Annotated in this window: 22 protein-coding genes and 1 pseudogene; 13 read left to right on the top strand and 10 right to left on the bottom strand. The window is 59.9% G+C overall.

Annotated elements, in window-relative coordinates; genetic code table 11:
• Window positions 1-164: 164 nt before the first annotated feature.
• The 3 genes from GSF67_RS04075 to fabD all read right to left on the bottom strand — a co-directional run bounded on the left by GSF67_RS04075 (window position 165) and on the right by fabD (window position 2,513).
• Window positions 165-401, bottom strand: coding sequence for an acyl carrier protein (locus GSF67_RS04075; RefSeq protein ID WP_003502080.1), 237 nt, complete (start codon window positions 399-401; stop codon window positions 165-167).
• 351 nt (window positions 402-752) lie between these two features.
• Window positions 753-1,490, bottom strand: a complete 738-nt coding sequence (gene fabG, locus GSF67_RS04070) for a 3-oxoacyl-[acyl-carrier-protein] reductase (RefSeq protein WP_006314577.1) — start codon at window positions 1,488-1,490, stop codon at window positions 753-755.
• A 78-nt stretch (window positions 1,491-1,568) separates the two neighbouring features.
• A complete protein-coding gene (fabD, locus tag GSF67_RS04065) occupies window positions 1,569-2,513 on the bottom strand; it encodes an ACP S-malonyltransferase (protein WP_006314576.1) in 945 nt (314 codons plus the stop codon).
• A 220-nt stretch (window positions 2,514-2,733) separates the two neighbouring features.
• Between fabD and GSF67_RS04060 the strand changes: the two genes are divergently transcribed.
• The 5 genes from GSF67_RS04060 (at window position 2,734) to rplI (ending at window position 6,540) form a co-directional block, all read left to right on the top strand.
• Entirely contained in the window at window positions 2,734-3,777 is a 1,044-nt protein-coding gene (locus tag GSF67_RS04060; protein WP_006314575.1) for an aldo/keto reductase, read from the top strand.
• Window positions 3,778-4,068: 291 nt separating this feature from the next.
• Window positions 4,069-4,530 carry a 30S ribosomal protein S6 gene (gene rpsF, locus GSF67_RS04055; protein WP_006314574.1) on the top strand — a complete coding sequence of 154 codons (462 nt, stop codon included), beginning with the start codon at window positions 4,069-4,071 and terminating at the stop codon, window positions 4,528-4,530.
• A 13-nt stretch (window positions 4,531-4,543) separates the two neighbouring features.
• Entirely contained in the window at window positions 4,544-4,792 is a 249-nt protein-coding gene (gene rpsR / locus GSF67_RS04050) for a 30S ribosomal protein S18 (protein WP_003496832.1), read from the top strand.
• A gap of 183 nt (window positions 4,793-4,975) precedes the next feature.
• Window positions 4,976-5,950: a DUF2232 domain-containing protein gene (locus GSF67_RS04045; protein ID WP_006314573.1), complete on the top strand. Its 975-nt coding sequence runs from the start codon at window positions 4,976-4,978 to the stop codon at window positions 5,948-5,950.
• Window positions 5,951-5,964: 14 nt separating this feature from the next.
• Window positions 5,965-6,540: a 50S ribosomal protein L9 gene (gene rplI / locus GSF67_RS04040; protein ID WP_006314572.1), complete on the top strand. Its 576-nt coding sequence runs from the start codon at window positions 5,965-5,967 to the stop codon at window positions 6,538-6,540.
• A 268-nt stretch (window positions 6,541-6,808) separates the two neighbouring features.
• On the opposite strand, the gene GSF67_RS04035 is transcribed toward rplI, so the two are convergent.
• From GSF67_RS04035 to GSF67_RS04025, 3 genes are read right to left on the bottom strand one after another with little or no spacing between them, the layout of a single operon-like run.
• The gene (locus tag GSF67_RS04035) at window positions 6,809-7,876 is read right to left on the bottom strand and encodes an HlyD family secretion protein (protein ID WP_006314571.1); all 1,068 of its coding nucleotides are present in this window, start codon (window positions 7,874-7,876) and stop codon (window positions 6,809-6,811) included.
• Window positions 7,877-7,895: 19 nt separating this feature from the next.
• Complete coding sequence (locus GSF67_RS04030; protein ID WP_006314570.1) at window positions 7,896-9,647, bottom strand: MFS transporter; 1,752 nt, start codon at window positions 9,645-9,647, stop codon at window positions 7,896-7,898.
• A complete protein-coding gene (locus GSF67_RS04025) occupies window positions 9,644-10,099 on the bottom strand; it encodes a MarR family winged helix-turn-helix transcriptional regulator (protein ID WP_006314569.1) in 456 nt (151 codons plus the stop codon). Before GSF67_RS04025 ends, GSF67_RS04030 begins: the two co-directional genes overlap by 4 nt.
• 312 nt (window positions 10,100-10,411) lie before the next feature.
• Here GSF67_RS04025 and GSF67_RS04020 point away from each other — a divergent pair, with 312 nt between their 5' ends.
• The gene (locus GSF67_RS04020; RefSeq protein ID WP_006314568.1) at window positions 10,412-11,908 is read left to right on the top strand and encodes a replicative DNA helicase; all 1,497 of its coding nucleotides are present in this window, start codon (window positions 10,412-10,414) and stop codon (window positions 11,906-11,908) included.
• Window positions 11,909-12,093: 185 nt separating this feature from the next.
• Here the strand turns inward: GSF67_RS04020 and GSF67_RS04015 are convergent, their stop codons facing one another.
• The 4 genes and pseudogenes from GSF67_RS04015 to GSF67_RS04000 all read right to left on the bottom strand — a co-directional run bounded on the left by GSF67_RS04015 (window position 12,094) and on the right by GSF67_RS04000 (window position 15,927).
• Window positions 12,094-13,779: an ABC transporter ATP-binding protein gene (locus GSF67_RS04015; RefSeq protein WP_006314567.1), complete on the bottom strand. Its 1,686-nt coding sequence runs from the start codon at window positions 13,777-13,779 to the stop codon at window positions 12,094-12,096.
• 189 nt (window positions 13,780-13,968) lie between these two features.
• Window positions 13,969-14,271, bottom strand: coding sequence for an AzlD family protein (locus tag GSF67_RS04010; RefSeq protein WP_006314566.1), 303 nt, complete (start codon window positions 14,269-14,271; stop codon window positions 13,969-13,971).
• A complete protein-coding gene (locus tag GSF67_RS04005) occupies window positions 14,268-14,972 on the bottom strand; it encodes an AzlC family ABC transporter permease (RefSeq protein WP_006314565.1) in 705 nt (234 codons plus the stop codon). Before GSF67_RS04005 ends, GSF67_RS04010 begins: the two co-directional genes overlap by 4 nt.
• A gap of 98 nt (window positions 14,973-15,070) precedes the next feature.
• Window positions 15,071-15,927: pseudogene (locus GSF67_RS04000) on the bottom strand (AraC family transcriptional regulator).
• A gap of 86 nt (window positions 15,928-16,013) precedes the next feature.
• On the opposite strand from GSF67_RS04000, the gene alr reads away from it, so the two are divergent.
• The 7 genes from alr (at window position 16,014) to GSF67_RS03965 (ending at window position 22,454) form a co-directional block, all read left to right on the top strand.
• Window positions 16,014-17,189 carry an alanine racemase gene (alr, locus tag GSF67_RS03995; protein WP_006314562.1) on the top strand — a complete coding sequence of 392 codons (1,176 nt, stop codon included), beginning with the start codon at window positions 16,014-16,016 and terminating at the stop codon, window positions 17,187-17,189.
• Between the two features lie 65 nt (window positions 17,190-17,254).
• Complete coding sequence (locus GSF67_RS03990; RefSeq protein ID WP_006314561.1) at window positions 17,255-17,524, top strand: type II toxin-antitoxin system ParD family antitoxin; 270 nt, start codon at window positions 17,255-17,257, stop codon at window positions 17,522-17,524.
• The gene (locus tag GSF67_RS03985) at window positions 17,478-17,831 is read left to right on the top strand and encodes a type II toxin-antitoxin system RelE/ParE family toxin (protein WP_338143285.1); all 354 of its coding nucleotides are present in this window, start codon (window positions 17,478-17,480) and stop codon (window positions 17,829-17,831) included. Before GSF67_RS03990 ends, GSF67_RS03985 begins: the two co-directional genes overlap by 47 nt.
• Before the next feature lie 6 nt (window positions 17,832-17,837).
• Entirely contained in the window at window positions 17,838-19,244 is a 1,407-nt protein-coding gene (radA, locus tag GSF67_RS03980; protein ID WP_006314560.1) for a DNA repair protein RadA, read from the top strand.
• Window positions 19,245-19,333: 89 nt separating this feature from the next.
• Complete coding sequence (locus GSF67_RS03975; RefSeq protein ID WP_006314559.1) at window positions 19,334-19,921, top strand: CvpA family protein; 588 nt, start codon at window positions 19,334-19,336, stop codon at window positions 19,919-19,921.
• A 138-nt stretch (window positions 19,922-20,059) separates the two neighbouring features.
• Window positions 20,060-21,568 carry an amidophosphoribosyltransferase gene (gene purF, locus GSF67_RS03970; protein WP_006314558.1) on the top strand — a complete coding sequence of 503 codons (1,509 nt, stop codon included), beginning with the start codon at window positions 20,060-20,062 and terminating at the stop codon, window positions 21,566-21,568.
• Window positions 21,569-21,713: 145 nt separating this feature from the next.
• On the top strand, window positions 21,714-22,454 hold the full coding sequence (locus GSF67_RS03965) for an SDR family NAD(P)-dependent oxidoreductase (RefSeq protein WP_006314557.1): 741 nt from the start codon (window positions 21,714-21,716) through the stop codon (window positions 22,452-22,454).
• The last annotated feature ends 122 nt before the right edge of the window (window positions 22,455-22,576 follow it).

The raw sequence follows: 22,576 nt of genomic DNA, 5'->3' as shown, positions 1-22,576 counted from the left end.
CTAATCTTTGTATGAAGGTTACAGGCAGCGCCGTCGCGGCCCGTGACCCATTGCGACATCGGGAACGCACACCCTTCGGGGCACGTACCGGCTGCCTATAAAACATTGGCCCGGACAAGCCGGGCCAAGACGGGAAGATATGTCACCTTCCCGATGAAGGTCGATCAGGCCTGGGCCTTCTCGATGAACTTGACGGCGTCGCCGACAGTCAGGATCGAGTCAGCTGCGTCGTCGGGAATTTCAACGCCGAATTCTTCTTCGAAAGCCATGACCAGTTCAACGGTGTCGAGCGAATCAGCGCCCAGATCGTCAATGAAGCTGGCGCCTTCGACAACCTTGTCGGCGTCAACGCCAAGATGATCAATTACAATTTTCTTTACGCGTTCTGCGATATCGCTCATGTCGGTTTCCTCGACCTTTATTTTGAAAGGGAATGCCTTTCGGCACCCTGCCCTGTTAGAAGCCCTCATGCGCCGTTCAAATCCGGCACCGCTGGCAAACCCGTTCAACCCGGTCCAAGCTAGACATCGTCACGCAAAATCGCAACGGCTTCCTGTCTCTCCGGGACGACTGTTCACAGTCTTGGCCCGCTTAACATGGTTTCAATCGGTCGAAAAGCCTGAAAACGCGCTAAGCACAGCGTATGACAGGCAATTTCGCCGAAAACCGGCAAGTCGGGCCTTGCGGCGCAAGCTACCCAAGAAGGTGCTTAAACAGCGCCGCAATCCTTTTCACGACGGCGTGGAGCGCCGTTAGATCATCGCCATGCCGCCATTAACGTGCAGGGTCTGGCCAGTCATGTAGGCTGCCTCATTGGAAGCCAGATAAAGAACGGCCGACGCAACCTCGGCACCGGTGCCCATGCGCTTCATCGGAATGGCGCCCATAATGGCGTCTTTCTGCTTGTCGTTCAGCTTGCCGGTCATCGCGCTTTCGATGAAGCCCGGTGCCACGCAGTTGACCGTGACGTTGCGGGTGGCGATTTCCTGCGCCAACGACTTCGAAAAACCGATCATGCCGGCCTTGGAGGCGCAATAATTGGCCTGGCCGGGGTTGCCGGTGACGCCGACGATGGAGGTGATGTTGATGATACGGCCGAAACGGCGGCGCATCATCGGATGCGTCAGTTCACGCGTCAGGCGGAACATCGCCGTCAGGTTCACCTCGATGACGTTGTCCCAGTCCTCGTCGCTCATGCGCACGAAGAGGCCGTCCTTGGTGATGCCGGCATTGTTGACGAGAATATCGACGCCTTCCAGCTCGGCTTCGGCCTTTTCGCCGAGCGCCTTGACCTCAGCGCGGTCGGCAAGGTTAGCCGGGAAAATCTTGACGCGGTCGCCAAGTTCCGCCGCCAGAGCCTCGAGCTTTTCAACGCGCGTGCCGTGCAGGCCGACGGTTGCGCCCTGCTTGTGCAGAAGGCGGGCGATTTCCTCACCAATGCCGCCGGTCGCGCCGGTTACGAGGGCTTTGCGGCCTGTCAAATCTAACATGTCCTATTCCTTCTTTAGAGCTTCGGACCAAATGGTTGGCGCTGTCGCGCCCGATGAATATTATGGGGCTCTTCCGCCTTAGCCGATAAGCGTGGCTAGCAGCTGGTCGATATCGGCCGCACCGTTGACGGCAACGCCGTTCACCGTCTTGTCGATACGGCGGGCAAGGCCCGTCAGCACCTTGCCGGAGCCGATTTCGTAAAGCTGGGTCACGTTGTTGGCGGCAAACCATTCCACCGTCTCGCGCCAGCGCACCTGGCCCGTCACCTGCTCGACCAGCAAAGCGGCAATCTCATTGGCGTCGGAAACGGGAGCGGCGCGCACATTGGCGACAACAGGCACGACCGGATTGTGCTTTTCAACTTTCGCCAGCGCCTCGCGCATCGCTTCCGCCGCCGGCGCCATCAGCGCGGAGTGGAAGGGGGCGGAAACCGGCAGCATGATGGCGCGCTTGGCGCCCTTTTCGGACGCAATCGCCGCCGCCTTTTCGACGGCAGACTTGCCGCCTGATATGACCAGCTGGCCGCCGCCATTGTCGTTGGCGATCTGGCAGACGCCGAGAATGCCGGCTTCCTCGCTGATGGCGGAAACGGCATCGTGTTCGAGCCCGATGATTGCAGCCATGGCGCCCTCGCCGACCGGTACGGCGGCCTGCATGGCATTACCGCGGATGCGCAGAAGACGGGCGGTATCGGCGATCGAGAACGTGCCAGCTGCACAGAGCGCCGAATATTCACCGAGCGAATGGCCGGCCACATAAGACACCGTATCGGACAGCTTCAGGCCACGCGCTTCCAGAACGCGCATCACTGCCATCGAGACGGCCATGAGGGCCGGCTGGGCGTTGGCCGTCAGCGTCAGCGTTTCTTCCGGTCCGTTCCACATGATATCGGAAAGCTTCTGGTCGAGCGCGTCGTCAACTTCCTGAAACACGGCGCGCGCTTCCGGATAGGTATCCGCCAGCTCCTTGCCCATGCCGACGGCCTGGCTTCCCTGACCGGGAAATGTGAATGCAATACCCATGGGATGTCGTCCTTCTTGTCTGGCCTTGCCTTTATTCTTTCGGACTTCCATTCACATTCCCGCCGGCGAAGTCAAGCTTGAAGCCCTATAACGCGCCATTGTCCGGGGTTTTACAAACCTGTTTTCCCCTTTCTTTTAGTCATATTTTTTCTTGCACTGCGGCAATTCCCGATTAGTTTCACACCACCTTCCAAAACTGGCCAAGCACCGGGATACCTCCATGAAACAGAAACTATTGGGTCGCACGGGCATCTCCGTGTCTGAAATCTGCCTCGGCACCATGACGTGGGGCACGCAGAACACCGAAGCCGAAGCGCACGCGCAGATGGATTACGCCATCGAAAACGGCGTCAATTTCTTCGATACGGCCGAGCTTTATCCCACCACCCCCGTTTCCGCCGAAACGCAGGGACGAACGGAAGACTATATCGGTGCGTGGTTCGAAAAGACCGGCAAGCGTGACCAGGTCGTGCTCGCCACCAAGGTCGCCGGTTCGGGCCGCGACTATATTCGCGGCGGTCGCGACATCGATGCCGCCTCGATCCGCGAGGCGGTGGATACCAGCCTCACGCGGCTGAAGACCGATTACATCGACCTTTACCAGATTCACTGGCCTAACCGCGGCACCTACCATTTCCGCGGCGCCTGGGGTTTCGATGCTTCCGGGCAGGATACGGTGCGCACGCTCGCAGAAATCACCGAAAAGCTCGAGACGCTCGGCGAACTGGTGAAGGCGGGCAAGATTCGCGCCATCGGCCTTTCCAACGAAAGCGCCTGGGGCACACAGAAATATATCGACATTGCCGAGGCCAACGGCCTGCCGCGCGTCGCCACCATCCAGAACGAATATAACCTGCTCTATCGCAGCTTCGACCTCGATATGGCGGAAGTCGCCCATCACGAAGATGTCGGCCTGCTCGCCTATTCGCCGCTGGCGGCGGGTCTACTCACCGGCAAATATCAGAATGGCGCCCGCCCGGCGGGATCACGCGCCACCATCAACAAGGATCTGGGCGGCCGGTTGCAGCCGCATCAGGAAGCGCCGGTCAAGGCCTATCTGGACCTTGCCGCCGCACACGGGGTAAACCCGGCCCAGCTCGCCATCGCCTTCTGCCTCACCCGCCCGTTCATGGCCTCTGCCATCATCGGCGCGACCACCATGGAACAGTTGAAGGTGGATATTGCGGCGGCGGATGTGGCCCTGTCGGAAGACCTGCTGAAGGGTATTGCGGCGATCCACCGGCAATATCCGATGCCGATCTGACACGATTACAGCGCGCTTTTTCGCCCTTTGTCCTTGCATTCCGGGCAAATTTGCGTATAAGCGCGCTGTTCACAACACCCGGTCCAATTGGCTGGTGGCTGAACGGAGGGCTGGTTCCGGTAACGGAACAGCAGGAACCATAAGGTTTTTCCGGCCTCCCGTGTCTCCGCTCTCGACCGTCTCGAACAACGCTTTTCTTGCTTTAAGGCTTTATCGCCTAACCAGGAGCAGTCGTTGAGGCTTAGCGCCGTTGCCGGGTGAAGGACGAAACGCAAGAAAGGCAAAGCTTAAATGGCTCTTTACGAACACATCTTCCTTGCCCGGCAGGATATTTCTGCCCAGCAGGTCGACGCACTTGTCGAGCAGTACAAGGGCGTTATCGAATCGTTCGGCGGTAAAGTCGGACGCGTCGAGAACTGGGGTCTGAAGTCCCTCACCTACCGCATCAAGAAGAACCGCAAGGCTCACTACGCTCTCATGGACATCGACGCTCCGGCGGCTGCAGTTCATGAAGTCGAGCGCCAGATGCGCATCAACGAAGACGTTCTTCGCTACATGACCATCGCCGTCGAAGCCCACGAAGAAGGCCCGTCCGCGATGATGCAGAAGCGCGACCGTGACGACCGTCCGCGCCGTGACGGCGACCGTCCGGACCGTGGCCCGCGTGAAGATCGTGGTCCGCGTCCGCCGCGCGAAGGTGGCTTCGGCGACCGCGAAGACCGTCCGCGCCGTCCGCGCGAAGACCGTGCATAAGGAGAATTGACCAATGGCTGATACATCCTCTTCCCAGGCACGCCGCCCGTTCCACCGCCGTCGCAAGACGTGCCCCTTCTCCGGCGCAAACGCTCCGAAGATCGACTACAAGGACGTTCGTCTCCTGCAGCGCTACATTTCCGAGCGCGGCAAGATCGTTCCTTCCCGCATCACGGCCGTTTCCCAGAAGAAGCAGCGCGAACTCGCCCAGGCGATCAAGCGCGCCCGTTTCCTCGGCCTGCTGCCTTACGTCGTAGCGTAATGAATTGAAGCGAGGCTGCGTTTTTTGACGCGGCCTCGTTTTCTCGATCAGCTGACTCTTAATCAGCCGGTCGAAATTGTAATCCTTCCGCGTTGGGCGCGGATCGATACCATAAAACCCATGTTGGGGATGAGGCTCTCAGGAGCGATCCTCTAACTGCTTTAGTTTCAGCAGGACAGCGACGTGCAAAAGTTGAACCAGACAGTGCTGATCTCCGGCGTTCTCGCCGGCATATGCGCCGCGTTTCTGACGCTTGGCGCAACGGCACAGTCGTCGCTTTCTTTCCTGCTTTACGCCGGTTCGGCCATGCCCATCTTCATCGCTGGCATGGGCTGGGGCAACCGCGCCGCTATTATCGCGATCATCACCACCGCCATCATCGGCGCGCTCGTCATGTCGCCGCTTTTTGCGCTGACCATTGCGATCTTCACGTTGATCCCGGCGGGCTGGCTTTCGCATCTCGCCAATCTGGCCCGTCCAGCCTCCGAACTCGGCGGCCCGGATGATCTGCTCGCCTGGTATCCGCTGTCCGGCATCGTGCTGCATCTGTGCATTCTGGTCTCCGTCGCCGTCGTCATTCTCGGCTGGATGATTGGTTACGGTCCCGATCTCGTCGCCCGCATGGTCGATATCATGATGACCTCGGTGCAGAACCGCGAACCCCTGTTCGAACCCAATGCCGAAGCGCTTACCCAGACGAAGTCGCTGCTGGTGCTGATGTTACCGATCGTCCAGGGCGGTCTTTGGGTCATCCTGCTGTTTGCGGCCTATTATGTCGCGACCCGGCTGGTCGGCTCCTTCGGCAAGGGCCTTCGCCCGCGCGAAGACATTGCTTCTGCGCTGCGCATGCACCGCAATGCGATCTTCATCTTTCTTGGCGGCATCGTCGCCATGTTCTTCGGGGGCGTCGCCGCCATGGTTGGTGCCGTCATCTGCGGTACCTTCGGCGCTGGCTTCCTGATGGCGGGTTACGCCTCGCTGCATAAAAAGGCGCGCGGCAAGGACTGGCGGCTGCCGGTTCTCATCCTCGCTTATCTCTCGGCGGTCTTTGTCTTTCCGCTGTTCATCATTCTCGTGCTCGGCCTGAGCGACGTGCGCAGCACGATCTCTCTGACGCCGGCACGGAAAAACGACACAACGAACGAAACCAAACCATAGAAAGGATCAAGAAGATGGACGTTATTCTTCTCGAACGCATCAACAAGCTCGGTCAGATGGGCGAAACCGTCAAGGTTCGCGACGGTTATGCCCGTAACTTCCTGCTGCCGCAGGGCAAGGCGCTGCGCGCCAACGCCGCCAACAAGACCCGCTTCGAAACCGAGCGCGCAACGCTTGAAGCCCGTAACCTCGAGCGTAAGTCGGAAGCCCAGACGGTTGCCGAAGCGCTTGCAGGCAAGTCCTTCATCGTCGTCCGTTCGGCTGGCGAAACCGGCCAGCTCTACGGTTCTGTTGCTGCCCGCGACGTCGTCGAAATCCTCGGCGCCGAAGGCTTCAACATCGGCCGCAACCAGGTTGAACTGAACACGCCGATCAAGACCATCGGCCTGCACAACGTTACCCTGCACCTGCACGCCGAAGTCGAGCTTCAGGTCGAGCTGAACGTTGCCCGTTCCGCCGAAGAAGCCGAACGTCAGTCCAAGGGCGAAAGCCTCACCTCCGCTGACGCCATCTACGGCGTTGACGAAGATGCCCTGCGTCCGGAAGACTTCTTTGATCCGGAAGCTGACGGCAACGAAGACGACGAATAAGATCTGGCCCTTGTGGTCATAGGAAAACCCCGGATGGCGACATCCGGGGTTTTTGTTTGCAAGCTTCGAGTTTGCGGAGAGGTTTACCCCCCTCTGCCCTGCCCGGGCATCTCCCCCTCAAGGGGGGAGATCGACCCGCGGCGAGGTCGCGGCAATCTCGACATTTGAGAATGAAGCAACGGGAGAGCTTCTTGCTGATCTCCCCCCTTGAGGGGGAGATGTCCGGCAGGACAGAGGGGGGTGAACCACACCCTCCAACCTTTACCAACTACCTCGCCGCCGTCTCCGCCCCATCAGGCGCCTTGCTCTTATCCAGATGCACCACCACCGACATACCAGGTGAAAGCTCCGCCGCGAGCGGCTGATCCGCATCGATCACGATCCGCACGCCGAGACGCTGGGCGATCTTCACGAAATTGCCGGTCGCATTGTCGGGCTTGATAACGGCGAATTCCGAGCCGGTGGCGGGCGAAAAGCGCTCCACATGGCCGGTCAGCTTGCGGCGATGCAGCGCATCGACCGAAATCGTCACCGGCTGGCCCACCTGCATACCGGCGAGCTGGGTCTCCTTGAAATTGGCGATAACCCAGACATCATGCGGAACGACGGCCATCAGTTGCGTGCCAGCGGTGACATATTGGCCGGTGCGCACGCCGACTTCGCCGAGCCTGCCATCCACCGGCGCGCGAATCTCGGTATTGGCAAGATCGATGCGGGCGAGTTCAACGGCGGCCTCGGCATTGGCGACGGCCGCCTGTAACGAGCTGCGGTTGACGATGATGGTCTGCAAATCCTGACGGGAAACCTCGAGCGCCGCTTTCGCCTGGGACAGTGATGCGCGCGCCTTTTCAAGCGCCGCATGGGCTTCTTCCTGAAGGCTGGAAGTTCCCACGCCGCTCTTGATCAGATTATCCTGCCGGTCGGAGGCGAGCTGCGCCTGCTTCAGTGAGGCTTCGGCACTGTCGACAGCCGCCTCGCTGGAGCGGATATTGGCATTGGCGGCATTTTCCTGCTGGCGGGAATTGTCGAGTGCTGCCTTGTGGGTATCGAGCGTGGCTTCCGCCTGCGCCTGTTTCTGGTGGTAGATGCGGTCATCGATCTTGGCCAGCAGCGTCCCCTGCTTGACTTCCTGATAGTCCTTCACCGGGACATCCACGACATAACCGCTGACCTGCGGGCTCATGGTCGTCACATAACCGCGCACGAAGGCGTTGTCGGTCATTTCGACGGTGGACAGGAAAGGCGGCAGCCGCCAGGCGTAAAGCACGAGCGCAACGCCGGCGATGCCGCCGAGCAGCACGAGGATGGAAACGGGGGTAAAAAACTTCTTCAGCATTTTGTCACTCTTGGAATTTTCATGACTGTAGCGCCGGCGCGGTATCGGTCTTTTCCCGCGACAGGAAAGGCCGGACACGCATCCAGACAAGGTGGATTAAAAGCACTGCCAGCGCCAGCGCGGAAACGACGGAGATGAGCAGAAACGTATCGTTATAAGCCAGCACATAGGCCTCCCGGCTGACCTGCTGGGCAAGCAATGTCAGGCCCTCGGCCTTCAGCAGCGCCGGATCGGTAATGACGTGGCTGTAAGCCCCGGAAAGCTGGGACACGCGCTGGGCAACCAGCGGATTGGTAAGGAGAATGTTTTCCACCAGAATATTGGAGTGAAACTTTTCGCGCAGCGTCACGAAGCTGCCGAGCAGACCGGTCATCAGCATCGAGCCGGTGATCTGGGTGAACAGAAAGATGGCGATGAAATTCACCAAATAGGGCGCTCCCCGACCGAGGGCCGCCGCAAAGCCCTTGGCCATGACCGGCGGCAGGAACATGGCTGCCCCGAAGGCGATCATCATCTGGCTGAAATACATCTGTTCCGGCCGAGTCATGTTGGTGGACTGGCTGTCTAAAAACGAACCGGCAGCAATCAGGGTGAGCGCAATGACATGGGCGGTATCGACATATTTGCTCAACATCAGCCAGGCGCAGGCCGCACCGCCCAGTACGGTCGCCAGCAGCACAAGGGCGTAGAGCGTTGTCGTCTGGTCGTTCAAAAGACCGAGTTGCTGATAAAAGCTGACGGCGGTTGAGGACTGTTCGGAAGAAACCGCGCGGTAGATAAGCAGCACAGCCATCACATGCAGGTTGGTTTTGGAAAAAATCCAGCGCAGGTCAAGCAGCGGGTTCTTGCGCGGCAGTTCGATGAAGGCCATCAGCGTCAGAAGCGCAATGGATGCCGCCAGCAGCGCCCCAAGCCACCACGTTTCAAACCACCAGTAAAACCTGCCGAGCGTGAGCATGACCGCGAGGCAACCGAGACCACCCGCAAACAGCACGTAGCTCAAGATATCCATGCGCTCGATGACTTTCGCGCGCGGCGGCGGCGTGACTTTCAGAACATAGATCACGGCGAGCGAGATCAGCGCAAAACCCACTTCCATGGAATACAGCGCGTTCCAGCCGTCGATTTCCAGCAGGGAGGGTGACACGATGCGGGCGAGTGGCGCCGACAGCAAGGTGCCTGTCAGCGCGATGCTGAAGCCGAGCGAGAATTTCCGCGCCGGCGGAAAGGCCTCGAGAATATAGAGAAAGCCGAGCGAGGAGATCGGCGCCGCCGCCATGCCGCTGACGAAGCGGATGACGATCGCCGAATGCAGGTCCGTCACGAAAAGATTGAGGCAGGAGGCAACGACGAAAGCGATGATCGAGAGTTCGGCAAAGGGCCGCAGGCCATATTGTGCCCGTACCTTAAAAAGCGCGATGGAAAAGGTGGCATAAGGCGCCATGTAGGCGGCGGAAAGCCAGGCGACCTCGGCCACCGTCGCGGAGAACTCACCCTGCAACTGGTAGATATTGGCCATGACGAGGTTCATGCCCAGACCTTGCGTGATGAAAAACGACAGGCCGGCAAAGATGAAACAGAGCCGGAGCCATAACGGCCGCTCCACCGGCTGTGGCGCGGCGGGAATGGCGGCTTCCACCATCGTCTCGGCCGTGCTGGCAGTATCTGGCGGTACAGTCGCGTCCTTTTCCGGAAGCTCGGAGGATTTGGCGGTCACCTCGGTATTTTGGGAAGTGGCATCGCCTGTGGTCTGCGGCAATGTGCTGCTCACGATTGTGCCCTCCCGGCTGCGAGGTTTTGCAGATTGGCCGAAAGGCGGCGCATCACGTCGAGCGCCATGGCCAGATCTTCAGACGAAATATCGGCGGTGATTTCCGAACGCAGCGACTTTGCCACCGCCTGCACCGTGCCCGAAGTCTTCTCACCTTCTTCAGTCATATGGATGCGCTTGGCGCGGCGGTCGTTCTCATCGGAGCGGCGTTCGATAAGGTTCTGTTTCTCCATGCCGTCAAGCACCCGCACCAGCGTCGGGGTTTCGATTTCCATTTCCTCGGCAAGTTCCGTCTGCGTCAGCGGACCGCGCCGCGAGAGCGCAAAAAGCGCCCGCGCACGGGCAAGCGTCAGGCCGCTTTCCCCTACCCGCGCATCGAAAAACGCGCGCAGTTTGCGGGTGAAAGCGGAGACTTCATCCAGAAGCTGCTCCTTGTCGGTCTCGCGGGACATGTCAGTAAGCCTTATAATTAGCACACTACTTATTTTCTGCCTATTTATTCTTAAGCCTGACGATTTTCAAGTTTCTTTCATGCCGGGTCTGCCATGCGGTAAACTCATGGCAGCGAATCACGTTGCCGGAAAATTCCCGGCACCTTGTCCCCACCCCCCTGTGGATTGCTGGGGACAACTGAAGATGTGATCCAGCTTTGCGGACCGGACACCAGCCTGCCGTATAGTGTTGCAACAATATCATTGACTGCCATGCCCCAGGAAGCCAAACCCGAGGTTTAAGGACAAAGGCAAAGGGAGATCGCGCAAACCATGAACGACGCTGTGAGAAAGATCACCCCCGCGCAACCGGCGGAACCGCATTACCGCGAGGCGCCGAACAATATCGAGGCCGAACAGGCGCTGCTTGGCGCCATCCTCGTCAACAACGACGCCTATTACCGCGTCTCGGACTTCTTGAAGCCCGTGCATCTCTACGAGCCGCTGCATCGCAAGATTTTCGAGGTGGCGGGCGATATCATCCGCATGGGCAAGACCGCCAATCCGGTGACGATCAAGACCTTCCTGCCGGCAGATGACAAGATCGGCGACCTGACGGTGGCGCAATATCTCGCGCGCCTTGCGGCCGAAGCCGTATCGATCATCAACGCGGAAGATTACGGTCGGGCGATCTATGATCTGGCGCTGCGCCGCGCGCTGATCCAGATCGGCGAAGATGTCGTCAACATCGCCTATGACGCGCCGCTCGACATGCCGCCGCAGGCGCAGATTGAAGATACCGAGCGCCGCCTGTTCGAACTGGCGGAAACCGGCCGCTACGACGGCGGTTTCCAGTCGTTCAACGATGCTGTGGCGCTGGCAATCGACATGGCGGGCGCCGCTTTTGAGCGCGATGGCAACCTCTCCGGCATTTCCACCGGCATTCATTCGCTCGACGGCCGCATGGGCGGCCTGCAGCGTTCCGACCTTATCGTGCTGGCGGGTCGTCCGGGTATGGGCAAGACCTCGCTTGCGACCAACATCGCCTATAATATAGCAGCCTCCTATGAGCAGGAAGTGCAGCCTGATGGGTCGTTCAAGGCGAAGAACGGCGGCGTCGTCGGTTTCTATTCGCTCGAAATGTCGTCCGAACAGCTGGCCACCCGTATCATTTCCGAGCAGACGGAAGTCTCCTCCTCGAAAATCCGCCGTGGCGACATCACCGAGGCCGATTTCGAAAAGCTCGTCGCCTGCTCCCAGATGATGCAGAAGGTGCCGCTTTATATCGACCAGACCGGTGGTATCTCCATCGCCCAGCTTTCCGCCCGTGCCCGCCGCCTGAAGCGCCAGCGCGGCCTCGATGTTCTGGTCGTGGACTATATTCAGCTGATGACCGGCGCCGGCAAGAGCGGCGAAAACCGCGTGCAGGAAATCACCCAGATCACCACCGGCCTCAAGGCACTGGGCAAGGAACTCAACGTCCCGATCATCGCGCTGTCACAGCTCTCCCGTGCGGTGGAAAACCGTGAAGACAAGCGCCCGCAGCTTTCAGACCTGCGTGAATCGGGCTCGATCGAGCAGGACGCCGACGTGGTTCTCTTCGTGTTCCGAGAGGAATATTACGTCAAGAACATGGAACCGCGCGATATTTCCGATCCCAAATATGCCGAGTGGGAAGCGCTGTTCGACAAGGTGAAAGGCACGGCCGACGTCATCATAGCCAAGCAGCGTCACGGACCGACCGGTACCGTGAAACTCGCCTTCCAGTCCGAATTCACACGCTTCGCCGATCTGGCCGATCCGAGCTTCACCCAGTACGAAGAGCACTGAACGGGACGGTGCTGCGCCAGTTGACGCGGCTGTATGGCCTTTGCAGTGAAGGCGTCCAGTGTTCTGCGTTGGGCGTCATGGATAAAAGCAACGAGATAGAGCGCGTCCGACGCTCCCATTCAATCTGGATGCGCCCCAGACATTTATATCGCCAGCTATCCGCGCCGCAGCGACGCGGAATCTTATCAAGAGGTTGCGGCGGGCTCAGACGTCGATTGATCGCGGCCGCCCGGCAAGACGATCACCTGATCCGCCTCGCGGATACTGCTTTGGCGATGGGTAATGGCGATGATCGTCAAGTCGCTGTCGACGGCGCGCAACTGATCCATGATCTCGCGTTCAGTTTCCTCATCGAGCGCGGAACTCGCCTCGTCGAGGAGCAGGATGGTTGGCTCCGCATAGAGAGCGCGCGCAATGGCCACACGCTGGCGTTCGCCACCTGAGAGTTTCAAGCCTCTCTCCCCGACGATGGTGTCGAATCCGTCCGGCATCGCTTCGATACGGGTGAGAATTGCAGCGCGCCGGGCCGCGCGGCGTAATCTCTCATCGTCCGGCATCCGACCCAGAATGATATTACTGCACAGCGTATCGTTGAGTAACTGCACCTCCTGAGGCACGATGCCGGCGGCGGCGAACCAGTCCTCACGAGAAATAGTAGAAAGATCTGCGCCGTCGACTTGAATGCGGCCTTGCTGCGGCGCCATCGTCTTCTGAAGCAGCTTGAAGAGGGTCGATTTTCCCGATCCGGTTTCGCCGGTGATGAAGGTCAAGCGACCGGGCGCCGCGGTAAAAGAGACGCCATCGACACCGCGGCCATTGGCGTAACGATAACCGACCTCTTCAAGCGTGAGTGTCCGCATCGCGCCTTTTGGCACGCTTGAGCCTGACAAGGCTTCCTCTTCGGGCGCGCGCCACATCTGCGCATAAGGCCCGAATTGAGCGAGCGCCCGGGCCGTCTCGGAGATCGAGTGTCCGATGAGTTCGAACGGCACGTTGAGCTGCAGTAACAAGGTGTTGAAAAGAACGATATCGCCAATCGACAGATCGCCAGCCTGGTATCGCGGCAAAAGAAGATAAAAGCCGATGATGATCTGAATTCCCAGCGCCAGTGAGATCGTCAAGACGAAACCAATTCGACGCAGCGAATAAAGCCGCCAGTTCTGATAGATCAGCCCGGCGCTTTCGGCGAAGCGACGTTTCATCCAGGCGTTGCTGCCGGTGTGTCGCAAAGGTTCGATCATGCCGATGGCATTACCGACAAAACCGGCATTGTCCTGTCCGGCATCCATGGCTTTCTCGAGATAAGGCGTCGTCAGGCGATTGGAGGCAAGGGTCAGGGCGACGAAAACGACGCCATAGGCGACCACGATCAGCACCAGATCGGCGCTCAGCACCGCTCCCATGAGCGAGATACTCAGAAGAAATGTCGCCATGCCGGGAATGAAGGAGATCAAACCGATTTGCATGAGCGTGGAGACTGACGAAGCGCCCCGCGCCTGTGCGGACTGAATCTCCACCGGATTATGATCGTTGAAAAACGACGGGTGTTTTTGCACAATGCGATCGAAGAAGCGGGTTGCAGCAACAAACTCGAGACGTTCCGAGTGAATGACCGTGAGATATTGTGTCGAGCGCTCCAGGCCGGAGGCCAGGGCTGTCAAAATGGCGTAAAGAGCAAAGCCGAGCATCCATTGCTTCGGATCGTCAGGCAGATCATCGATGAGGCGCGAAAAAAGGTAGGGCGCGGCCGCACTCAATGAAGCGCCGACAAGAATCGAAACCAGCAGAAAGCCTATTGATGGCCACGAGCTTTTAAGGTCCTCGGCATAAATGCTGGAGAGCGGACCGATCACAATATGCTGCTTGCCCACGCTCACTCTCCCCTGCCTGCGCCAATTGAAAGCTATCAAGCAGGTGAATAGCGATACAAAAACGACACCTCAAGAGCTTTGGGAAGGTCGTCTTATAGATTGTATTTCAGGCAAAATAGATGTTGCGGTCATCGCAAGGTCCAGGCGTTTCAGGACCTCGAATCTTTTCAACATCTTTCGCCATTTCCCTCACAAACCGATTCCACGCAGCAGCGCCACCGATAAGACGCCCAATGATGCCGCCGGCAGCAGGCTGAGGCGCAGGGCGGCGATTGCTGTGATGGCGCAGGCGGCGGTTTCGGCCGCCCCGCTGGCGAGTGCCGTCGGCGTGACCACGGCCATCAGGACGGCAGGCGGCACCACGCCGAGCGCCTTTTTCAGACGCGGCGTCAGGGTGAAATGACTGACCAGCAGCAGGCCGCCAAGGCGCGTTGCAACAGTTGCCGCCATCATGGCGAGGATCGTCAGGAGCGTGTTCGGATCGAGCGTCATGCCGGCTGCTCCACCTGTTCCGCACGGCCGAAGGCGGCGACGGCAAGCCCCGCCATCGCGCCGGCGGCGATATACCAGGCGCCCGGGACCAGCGCGTGGGTAAGACAGGCAGCGGATGCGCTTGCCAGAAGCACCAAGCCGGTTTCCCTGCCCTTCCAGAAGCCCATGAGCAACACGATGAAGACGGCTGGAAAGGCGAAATCCAGACCGATGACCGACATGTCCCCCACCACCGCACCGAGTAGCGCGCCGGCGAGGGTTGCAAGATTCCAGACCAGATAGATGGAGAGCGCGGCACCGGCGAAAAAGGCTGCCGTGAGCCTGCCGGCAATGACCCGGAATTCCGCAAGGGCCCAGGATTCATCCGTCAGCACCAGCATGGCCGCGTATTTCCGCCAGCGCTTGAAATCATCCAGCTTGCCGGCAATGGAGGCGCTCATCAGCACATGGCGCAGATTGACCAGTAGAGCCGCAAATCCGAGTGCGGTCCAGCTGGCCGGGTGGGTCCAGAGATCCATGGCGACGAATTGCGAGCCGCCGGCAAAGACCAACAGCGACATCAGCGAGGCCTCGAGCGGCGACAGGCCCTTGCCGATGGCAACCGCGCCGAACACCACGCCGATCGGCACCATGGCAACCAGCAAAGGAGCGGCGCACCTCAGCCCCGCAATCAACTCTGCGCGTTTTTCCGATGTGGACATCGCATTCTCCCTTTCAGGCGGGAGGAATTACGCCGGGGACGCCAGGGTGGTCTTGAACGAAAGTGCTGCCGCACGGTTTTTATGGAAAACCGTTGCCCTTACCCAAGCCGAAATTGGCCCGGCGTGACGCCGGTGCGCGCCTTGAAATGCCGGGTAAAATGCGCCTGATCGGCAAAACCGCACAGTGCCGCCACCTCGGCCGGCATCTCACCGGCGCGTAGCAGGCGGCGCGCCTGCCGGATGCGCACATCCGTCAGATAGGCATGTGGGGTGATGTGAAACTCCTTGCGAAACGCGCGGATGAGGTGGCACGGCTGAGACCGGCGATGGACGCCAGTTCCTCCAAGCCGATATCGGTTTCGTAATTATCGGTAAGATAGTCGCGGGCGTTATAGACCGCCGTTTTTTCGCGGGTTTCGACGGCCAGGATGATGGCGCTGCCGTGCCTGCCGAACAGGGCGGCGAGAACCGAGAACATGCCCTCATCCGCTTCCAGCGCGCCGGTTTTGGCTTCCAGCCGCCGATGCGCCATCTGGAAGGAGGCGGCCATCTGGGGATCGCGCGGCAGAAATTTCGGGAAGGACGGCATGCCGTGAAAGACCCTGCCCGTCACGTCCTCGATGATGTCGCGCAACAGTTCCGCGTCGGGATAGATCATCCTATAACGATAACCGCCACCGCCCGGCGCACCGTCGTGAACCTCGTCGGGATTGATGAGATAAAGGTGCCCCGGCCCCGTCTGTTCGGTGGTGCCCTGAATGGTGGAAATCTGCGAGCCGCTTTCGATGGCGCCTATGGAAAACGTGTCATGCGCATGCGGCGAATATTCATGGGTGAGGAACGTCGCGCTCAGGCATTCCATGCCGCCAAAACGCCGGTCACGCCAGAAACGCGTGGTTTCCGTCGTGGCAACGGGCATGACATCCAGAGCCTGTTCCTGCGAAACATTGTGCATGAGTCAAGTTTAAAGCATTCGATCCTTACCGTCTTGAACAAAAGTGCTAGGGTCTGGCCGGTTCCAAATCAACCGGACGCAATGGCATGACAGACGACTTCGAAGACAGCTTTCCCGACAACGAAACCGATGCTTTCGAGCAAGCCCCGCTGCGATTGACCGTCGATCTCGGCGCACTCGCCGACAATTGGCGGGACATGAATAAGCGGTCCGGAAGAGCCCGCACGGCCGCCGTCGTCAAGGCCGATGCCTATGGTCTCGGCATCGAGGATTGTGGTGCGACGCTTTACCATGCCGGCGCGCGGGACTTCTTCGTGGCGACGGTGGCCGAGGGCGCGACCCTTCGCTCCTATGCTCCGGAAGCGCGCATCTTCGTATTGTCAGGCATCTGGCAGGGCCAGGAACGGCAGGTGTTCGACAATGATCTGGTGCCGGTGCTGGCCTCCGAGGAGCAACTGTCCTTCTGGATGGCGACGGTCGCCGAGCGGGGCGACCACCCCTGCGCGCTGCATGTGGACACCGGCTTCAATCGCCTCGGCCTGCCGCTGGATGACGCGCTGTTTCTGGCCGACGACGTGACACGGCCGGCGAGTTTCGACCCGGTTCTGGTGCTGTCGCATCTCGCCTGCGCCGATACACCGTCCTCCCCCATGAACAGGGCGCAGCTCGAATCATTCCGCAGGGTTAGCGCCGCCTTCGAAGGTATCGAATCAAGCCTTTCGGCATCCGCCGGTATCTTTCTCGGTCCCGACTATCATTTCGACCTCACCCGCCCCGGCATCGCCCTTTATGGCGGCGAGGCGGTCAACGATGTGGCCAACCCGATGCGGCCCGTCGCCAAGGCCGAGGCCCGGATCATCCAGATACGCGAAGCGGGCGAAGGCCAGACGGTGAGCTATGGCGGCAGCTTCCTGCTCAAGCGCGCAAGCCGGCTCGCCATCGCATCCGTCGGTTATGCGGATGGCTATCAGCGTTCGCTATCCGGCTCGGGCATTCCCTTACGTGAAATGGGCCATGGCGGCGCCTATGGCGTCGTCAACGGCCACAAGGTGCCCGTCGCCGGCCGCGTGACCATGGACCTCACTATTTTCGACATGACGGATGTGCCGGCAAATGCCATCCGCGCTGGCGACTATATCGAGCTTTTTGGCCCCAACGTTCCTGTCGACGAAACCGCACGGGCGGCCGGCACGATCGGTTATGAGATGCTGACGGGGCTCGGCCTGCGTTACGAACGGCAATATCTGATGGCGGATGACTGAGAGCCGCCTTTAGCTCTTGGAAAGCCGACGCGACCTGTGTTAAAAGAGAACAAAAGGAGATCGAAATGCCCGAAATCCATTTGAGCGAGCAGGACGAGAAGTTCATTGAGGAGCAGGTTGCGGCGGGCATCTATAGCGATGCAGATGCCGTTATTCATGCGAGCTTGCAATTGCTGAGCAGTGACGAAGGCAAAAGAGCCGCGCTGAAGTTGCTGATACAGGAAGGCATTGACGACGCTGAGGCTGGACGGGTTCACCGCTATGCCTCACAAAACGACTTTCTGAGCGATATCAAACGCGTTTCCGCCCAGCAAAAAACGGGGACCGACCATTAAAATTCGGACCCCTATCTGGACCACGCGGGCAAGGCGCGATCTTGCCGAAGACCATGCTTACATTGAGACCGAAAATCCCGTTGCTGCGGATCGCCTCGTTCTCGATATCTACAACAAAATCGAATCGATAGCGGCACTTGGTTTAACCGGCGTCTCAAGACATGGATACGGGACGGGGCTTCGCAGCATTGCGTATCGAGATCGTGTGATTTTCTTTCGTGTCAACAATGGCGAACTAACCGTAATGCGCGTGCTGCACGGCCATCAAGACATTTCCGCCGACGATTTTAAACAAGAAGAAAACTGACGAAACATGGCCAAAGCCAAGACCCAATTCGTGTGCCAGAACTGTGGCACGGTGCATAACCGCTGGGCGGGGAAATGCGAAGGCTGCGGCGAGTGGAATACCATCGTCGAAGAGGATCCGATGGGCGGCATCGGCTCCGGGCCCGGCAAGGTGCCGAAAAAGGGCCGTGCGGTAACGCTCACCTCGCTTTCGGGCGAAATCGAGGAAGCGCCGCGCATTCCGACCGGCATCAGCGAGCTGGACCGGGCGACCGGCGGCGGTTTCGTGCGCGGTTCGGCTGTGTTGATCGGCGGCGATCCGGGCATCGGTAAATCCACCCTCTTGATGCAGGCAGCGGCGGCCCTTTCGCGGCGCGGGCATCGCGTCATCTATGTCTCGGGCGAAGAGGCGGTGGCGCAGGTGCGCCTGCGCGCCCAGCGGCTCGGTTCGGCGGATACCGACGTGCTTCTGGCGGCGGAAACCAATGTCGAGGATATTCTGGCCACGGTTTCCGAGGGCAAGCGGCCCGATCTCATCATCATCGATTCCATCCAGACGCTGTGGAGCGACACGGCTGATTCCGCCCCCGGCACGGTGACGCAGGTGCGCACCGGCGTGCAGGCGATGATCCGTTTCGCCAAGCAGACGGGTGCGACCATGGTGCTTGTCGGCCATGTCACCAAGGAAGGCCAGATCGCCGGGCCGCGCGTGGTGGAGCACATGGTCGATGCCGTGCTTTATTTCGAGGGCGACCGCGGCCACCACTATCGAATCCTGCGCACCGTCAAGAACCGCTTCGGGCCGACGGACGAGATCGGCGTGTTCGAAATGTCGGATGGCGGTCTGCGGGAAGTCTCCAACCCCTCCGAATTGTTCCTCGGCGAGCGCAATGAAAAATCCCCCGGTGCTGCGGTTTTTGCCGGTATCGAAGGCACGCGACCCGTGCTGGTCGAAGTGCAGGCGCTGGTCGCGGCGACGTCGCTCGGCACCCCGCGCCGCGCCGTGGTCGGCTGGGACAGTTCGCGGCTCGCGATGATCCTTGCCGTGCTGGAGGCCCATTGCGGCGTGAAGCTCGGCCAGCATGACGTCTATCTGAACGTTGCCGGCGGATACCGCATTTCCGAACCGGCGGCGGATATGGCGATTGCCTCGGCTCTGGTTTCCTCGCTTGCCGGTCTTGCCCTGCCCGCCGATTGCGTCTATTTCGGCGAAATCAGCCTGTCGGGTGCCGTCAGGCCAGTGGCGCATACGGTGCAGCGATTGAAAGAAGCTGAAAAACTTGGCTTTTCTGCCGCACTTCTGCCGTCAGGTTCGGCTGAATTGCCGAAAGCGGGCAAGGGTCGCTGGACGGAAATTGAAAGCCTTCCGGACCTCGTGGCCCGCATCGCCGGCTCCGGCAACCGGTTCAAACAGGTTGAGGACGACGAATATTGATCCTTTCGCCAAGGGAAACAGTGGTGTAAGAGGATCGCAAAATTGGCAAGGCAGCGTCTGACAAGGCGTCGCACCTCCGGAGTTGGTATATGCCCATTACAATTTTCGACGGCATCGTCATCGCCGTTGTTCTTTTCTCCGCCCTTCTTGCGATGGTGCGCGGTTTTTCCCGCGAGATTCTGTCGATTGCGAGCTGGGGCGGTTCGGTCGCCGCGGCCTATTATCTTTATCCGGTCCTGCTGCCCTATGCGCGCAACTATACCGATGACGACAAGATCGCCATTGCCGGTTCGGCAGGCGTGGTCTTCCTCGTCTCGCTGATCGTGATTTCCTTCATCACCTCGCGCATTGCAGATTTTATCATCGACAGCCGCATCGGCGCGCTGGATCGCACGCTCGGTTTCCTGTTCGGCGCGGCGCGCGGCATCCTGCTCTTGGTCGTCGCCGTCGCCTTCTGGAACTGGCTCGTGGATGTGAAAACGCAGCCGCAATGGGTGACGCAGGCCAAGTCCAAGCCCTTCCTCGACGGGCTGGTGGGTAAGCTTGAGGCGGTTCTGCCTGACGATATCGAACCGCAGATCCGCGCCCGCATCCTTGGAAAACCACAGGAACCGGCAGCCGCGCAGACGCCTGCGGAAGATGTGCCGGCAACAAATCAACCGGCAACGAATAATTGACACAGTGTCGCGCCTTGCAATGCATGCAAGGCGCGCTATTTGTGCTAAATATCAAGCACGACACAGATGGGCCGACCGGAAGAGATACTTACCGGAGGGGTCTTTCTTTTTTCTCGGTAGAGAGCAAGGGCAAGCCGGATGATTGAGCCGCTTTCGCATTCCCCGTTTTCTGGGTCCACTTTCAAGGAAGAGATCGACGGCGATACGCTGCATGAAGAATGCGGCGTTTTCGGCATTCTCGGCCATGACGATGCCTCGGCGCTGACCGCTCTCGGCCTGCATGCGCTTCAGCATCGCGGCCAGGAAGCAGCCGGCATCGTCTCCTTTGATGGCAAGCGCTTCCATCAGGAGCGCCATATGGGCCTCGTCGGCGATCATTATACCGATCCGGCTACCCTTGCCCGCCTGCCCGGCTCCATCGCGATTGGCCACACCCGTTATTCCACGACAGGCGAAGTGGCGATGCGCAATGTGCAGCCGCTGTTTGCCGAGCTGGAAGAAGGCGGCATTTCGATTGCCCATAACGGCAATTTCACCAATGGCCTGACGCTGCGCCGCCAGATCATCGCCACCGGCGCCATCTGTCAGTCGACATCGGATACCGAAGTCGTTCTCCACCTCATCGCCCGCTCGCGCCACTCTTCCACCGCCGATCGTTTCATCGATGCTATCAGGCAGATGGAAGGCGGTTATTCGATGCTCGCCATGACGCGGACCAAGCTGATCGCCGCCCGCGACCCGATCGGCATTCGCCCGCTTGTCATGGGCGAGCTTGATGGTAAGCCGATCTTCTGCTCGGAAACCTGCGCTCTCGACATCATCGGCGCGAAATTTGTGCGCGACGTCGAAAACGGCGAAGTCATCATCTGCGAAATCCAGCCTGACGGTTCGATCACCATCGATGCGCGCAAGCCGTCGAAGCCGCAGCCGGAGCGTCTCTGCCTGTTCGAATATGTCTATTTCGCCCGTCCCGATTCCGTCGTCGGCGGCCGCAACGTCTATACGACGCGCAAGAACATGGGCATGAACCTTGCCAAGGAAGCGCCGCTGGAAGCCGATGTCGTGGTTCCGGTTCCCGATGGCGGCACGCCGGCAGCGCTCGGTTTTGCGCAGGCAAGCGGTATTCCCTTCGAATACGGTATCATCCGTAACCATTATGTCGGCCGTACCTTCATTGAGCCGACGCAGCAGATCCGCGCTTTCGGCGTCAAGCTCAAGCATTCCGCCAACCGGGCGATGATCGAAGGCAAGCGCGTGGTGCTGGTGGATGATTCCATCGTGCGCGGCACGACGTCGGTCAAGATCGTGCAGATGATCCGCGAGGCGGGCGCCAAGGAAGTGCATATCCGCGTCGCCAGCCCGATGATCTTCCATCCGGATTTCTACGGCATCGACACGCCTGACGCTGATAAGCTGCTCGCCAACCAATATGCCGATGTGGACGCCATGGCGAAATTCATTGGTGCCGATTCGCTGGCTTTCCTGTCGATTGACGGGCTGTACCGCGCCGTTGGCGGTGAAAACCGCAACCACGCGCGCCCGCAGTTCACCGACCATTATTTCACCGGCGATTATCCGACCCGTCTTCTCGACCAGAACGGCGAGGCCATGGGCAGCAAGATTTCCATGCTGGCCAGCAACGGCTGATTTTTAACAACGACAAAGCGGCCACCGGCTTCCGGGGCCGCTTTTTTCTTGCCTATTGTTCAGGCCGGCGTATGCGACGATATGATCGCTTGCGAAAGGCCGGCAGCGCTTCGTAGAAGGAAGCGCAATCATTTCGGGGGAGACCATGACTATCGATCTCAAGGGCCGCATCGCTCTCGTTACCGGCGCTTCGCGCGGCATCGGCTATTTCACGGCGCTGGAACTGGCCAAGGCCGGCGCGCATGTCATCGCCTGCGCCCGCACGGTCGGCGGCCTTGAGGAGCTTGACGACGCCATCAAGGCCGTTGGCGGCACGGCGACGCTGGTCCCCTTCGATCTCGCCGACATGAAAGCCATCGATGCGCTGGGCGCCAATATCTACGAGCGCTGGGGCAAGCTCGATATTCTGGTCGCCAATGCCGGCGTTCTCGGCGTGATTTCCCCGGTTGGCCATATCGAGGCGAAGGTCTTCGAAAGGGTCATGAACATCAACGTCACCGCCACCTGGCGGCTGATCCGTTCGGTCGAGCCGCTGCTGTTGAAATCGGATGCCGGCCGTGCGCTGATCCTGTCTTCGGGTGTGGCCCATAGCTGTCGCCCCTTCTGGGGCGTCTACGCCACCTCCAAGGCCGCCGTGGAAGCGCTCGCCCGCACCTGGGCTGCGGAAACGCAGAAGTCCCCGCTGCGCATCAACAGCATCAATCCCGGCGCCACGCGCACCGCCATGCGCGCCCAGGCCATGCCTGGCGAGGACCCGGCAACCGTGCCGCATCCGTCAGAAGTTGCCGCCGCCATCCTTCCCCTCGCCTCGCCCAACCTTACCGAAACCGGCAAGCTCTTCCTGGTGCGCGACAAGAAATTCGTGGAATATCGCCAGCCGGAATAAGCTTTTGGCCAGCGTCATTGCGGCACCGGCGAGAAACGCTTGACCACACAGAACCGCCGCGCCATAAGGCAAGGTATGAAAACAACGATCTGCACCTGCTGCTGAATAATTTTTGCTGGTTC

This window comes from Agrobacterium sp. CGMCC 11546 (genome assembly GCF_013365515.1).
GTDB classification, from domain to species: domain Bacteria; phylum Pseudomonadota; class Alphaproteobacteria; order Rhizobiales; family Rhizobiaceae; genus Agrobacterium; species Agrobacterium fabrum.
The sequence above is the reverse complement of the archived record's forward strand: the minus strand, read 5'-3'. Positions and strand labels throughout refer to the sequence as shown.

Excerpts from the sequence above, each read along its gene's own strand:
- GSF67_RS04075 (WP_003502080.1), bottom strand. The coding sequence starts at position 401 with ATGAGCGATATCGCAGAACGCGTAAAGAAAATTGTAATTGATCATCTT.
- alr (WP_006314562.1), top strand. The coding sequence starts at position 16,014 with ATGACAGACGACTTCGAAGACAGCTTTCCCGACAACGAAACCGATGCT.
- GSF67_RS03990 (WP_006314561.1), top strand. The coding sequence starts at position 17,255 with ATGCCCGAAATCCATTTGAGCGAGCAGGACGAGAAGTTCATTGAGGAG.
- fabD (WP_006314576.1), bottom strand. The coding sequence starts at position 2,513 with ATGGGTATTGCATTCACATTTCCCGGTCAGGGAAGCCAGGCCGTCGGC.
- fabG (WP_006314577.1), bottom strand. The coding sequence starts at position 1,490 with ATGTTAGATTTGACAGGCCGCAAAGCCCTCGTAACCGGCGCGACCGGC.
- rplI (WP_006314572.1), top strand. The coding sequence starts at position 5,965 with ATGGACGTTATTCTTCTCGAACGCATCAACAAGCTCGGTCAGATGGGC.
- GSF67_RS04010 (WP_006314566.1), bottom strand. The coding sequence starts at position 14,271 with ATGACGCTCGATCCGAACACGCTCCTGACGATCCTCGCCATGATGGCG.
- purF (WP_006314558.1), top strand. The coding sequence starts at position 20,060 with ATGATTGAGCCGCTTTCGCATTCCCCGTTTTCTGGGTCCACTTTCAAG.
- GSF67_RS03975 (WP_006314559.1), top strand. The coding sequence starts at position 19,334 with ATGCCCATTACAATTTTCGACGGCATCGTCATCGCCGTTGTTCTTTTC.
- radA (WP_006314560.1), top strand. The coding sequence starts at position 17,838 with ATGGCCAAAGCCAAGACCCAATTCGTGTGCCAGAACTGTGGCACGGTG.
- rpsF (WP_006314574.1), top strand. The coding sequence starts at position 4,069 with ATGGCTCTTTACGAACACATCTTCCTTGCCCGGCAGGATATTTCTGCC.
- GSF67_RS04005 (WP_006314565.1), bottom strand. The coding sequence starts at position 14,972 with ATGTCCACATCGGAAAAACGCGCAGAGTTGATTGCGGGGCTGAGGTGC.
- GSF67_RS04060 (WP_006314575.1), top strand. The coding sequence starts at position 2,734 with ATGAAACAGAAACTATTGGGTCGCACGGGCATCTCCGTGTCTGAAATC.
- GSF67_RS04020 (WP_006314568.1), top strand. The coding sequence starts at position 10,412 with ATGAACGACGCTGTGAGAAAGATCACCCCCGCGCAACCGGCGGAACCG.
- GSF67_RS04025 (WP_006314569.1), bottom strand. The coding sequence starts at position 10,099 with ATGTCCCGCGAGACCGACAAGGAGCAGCTTCTGGATGAAGTCTCCGCT.
- GSF67_RS04035 (WP_006314571.1), bottom strand. The coding sequence starts at position 7,876 with ATGCTGAAGAAGTTTTTTACCCCCGTTTCCATCCTCGTGCTGCTCGGC.
- rpsR (WP_003496832.1), top strand. The coding sequence starts at position 4,544 with ATGGCTGATACATCCTCTTCCCAGGCACGCCGCCCGTTCCACCGCCGT.
- GSF67_RS03965 (WP_006314557.1), top strand. The coding sequence starts at position 21,714 with ATGACTATCGATCTCAAGGGCCGCATCGCTCTCGTTACCGGCGCTTCG.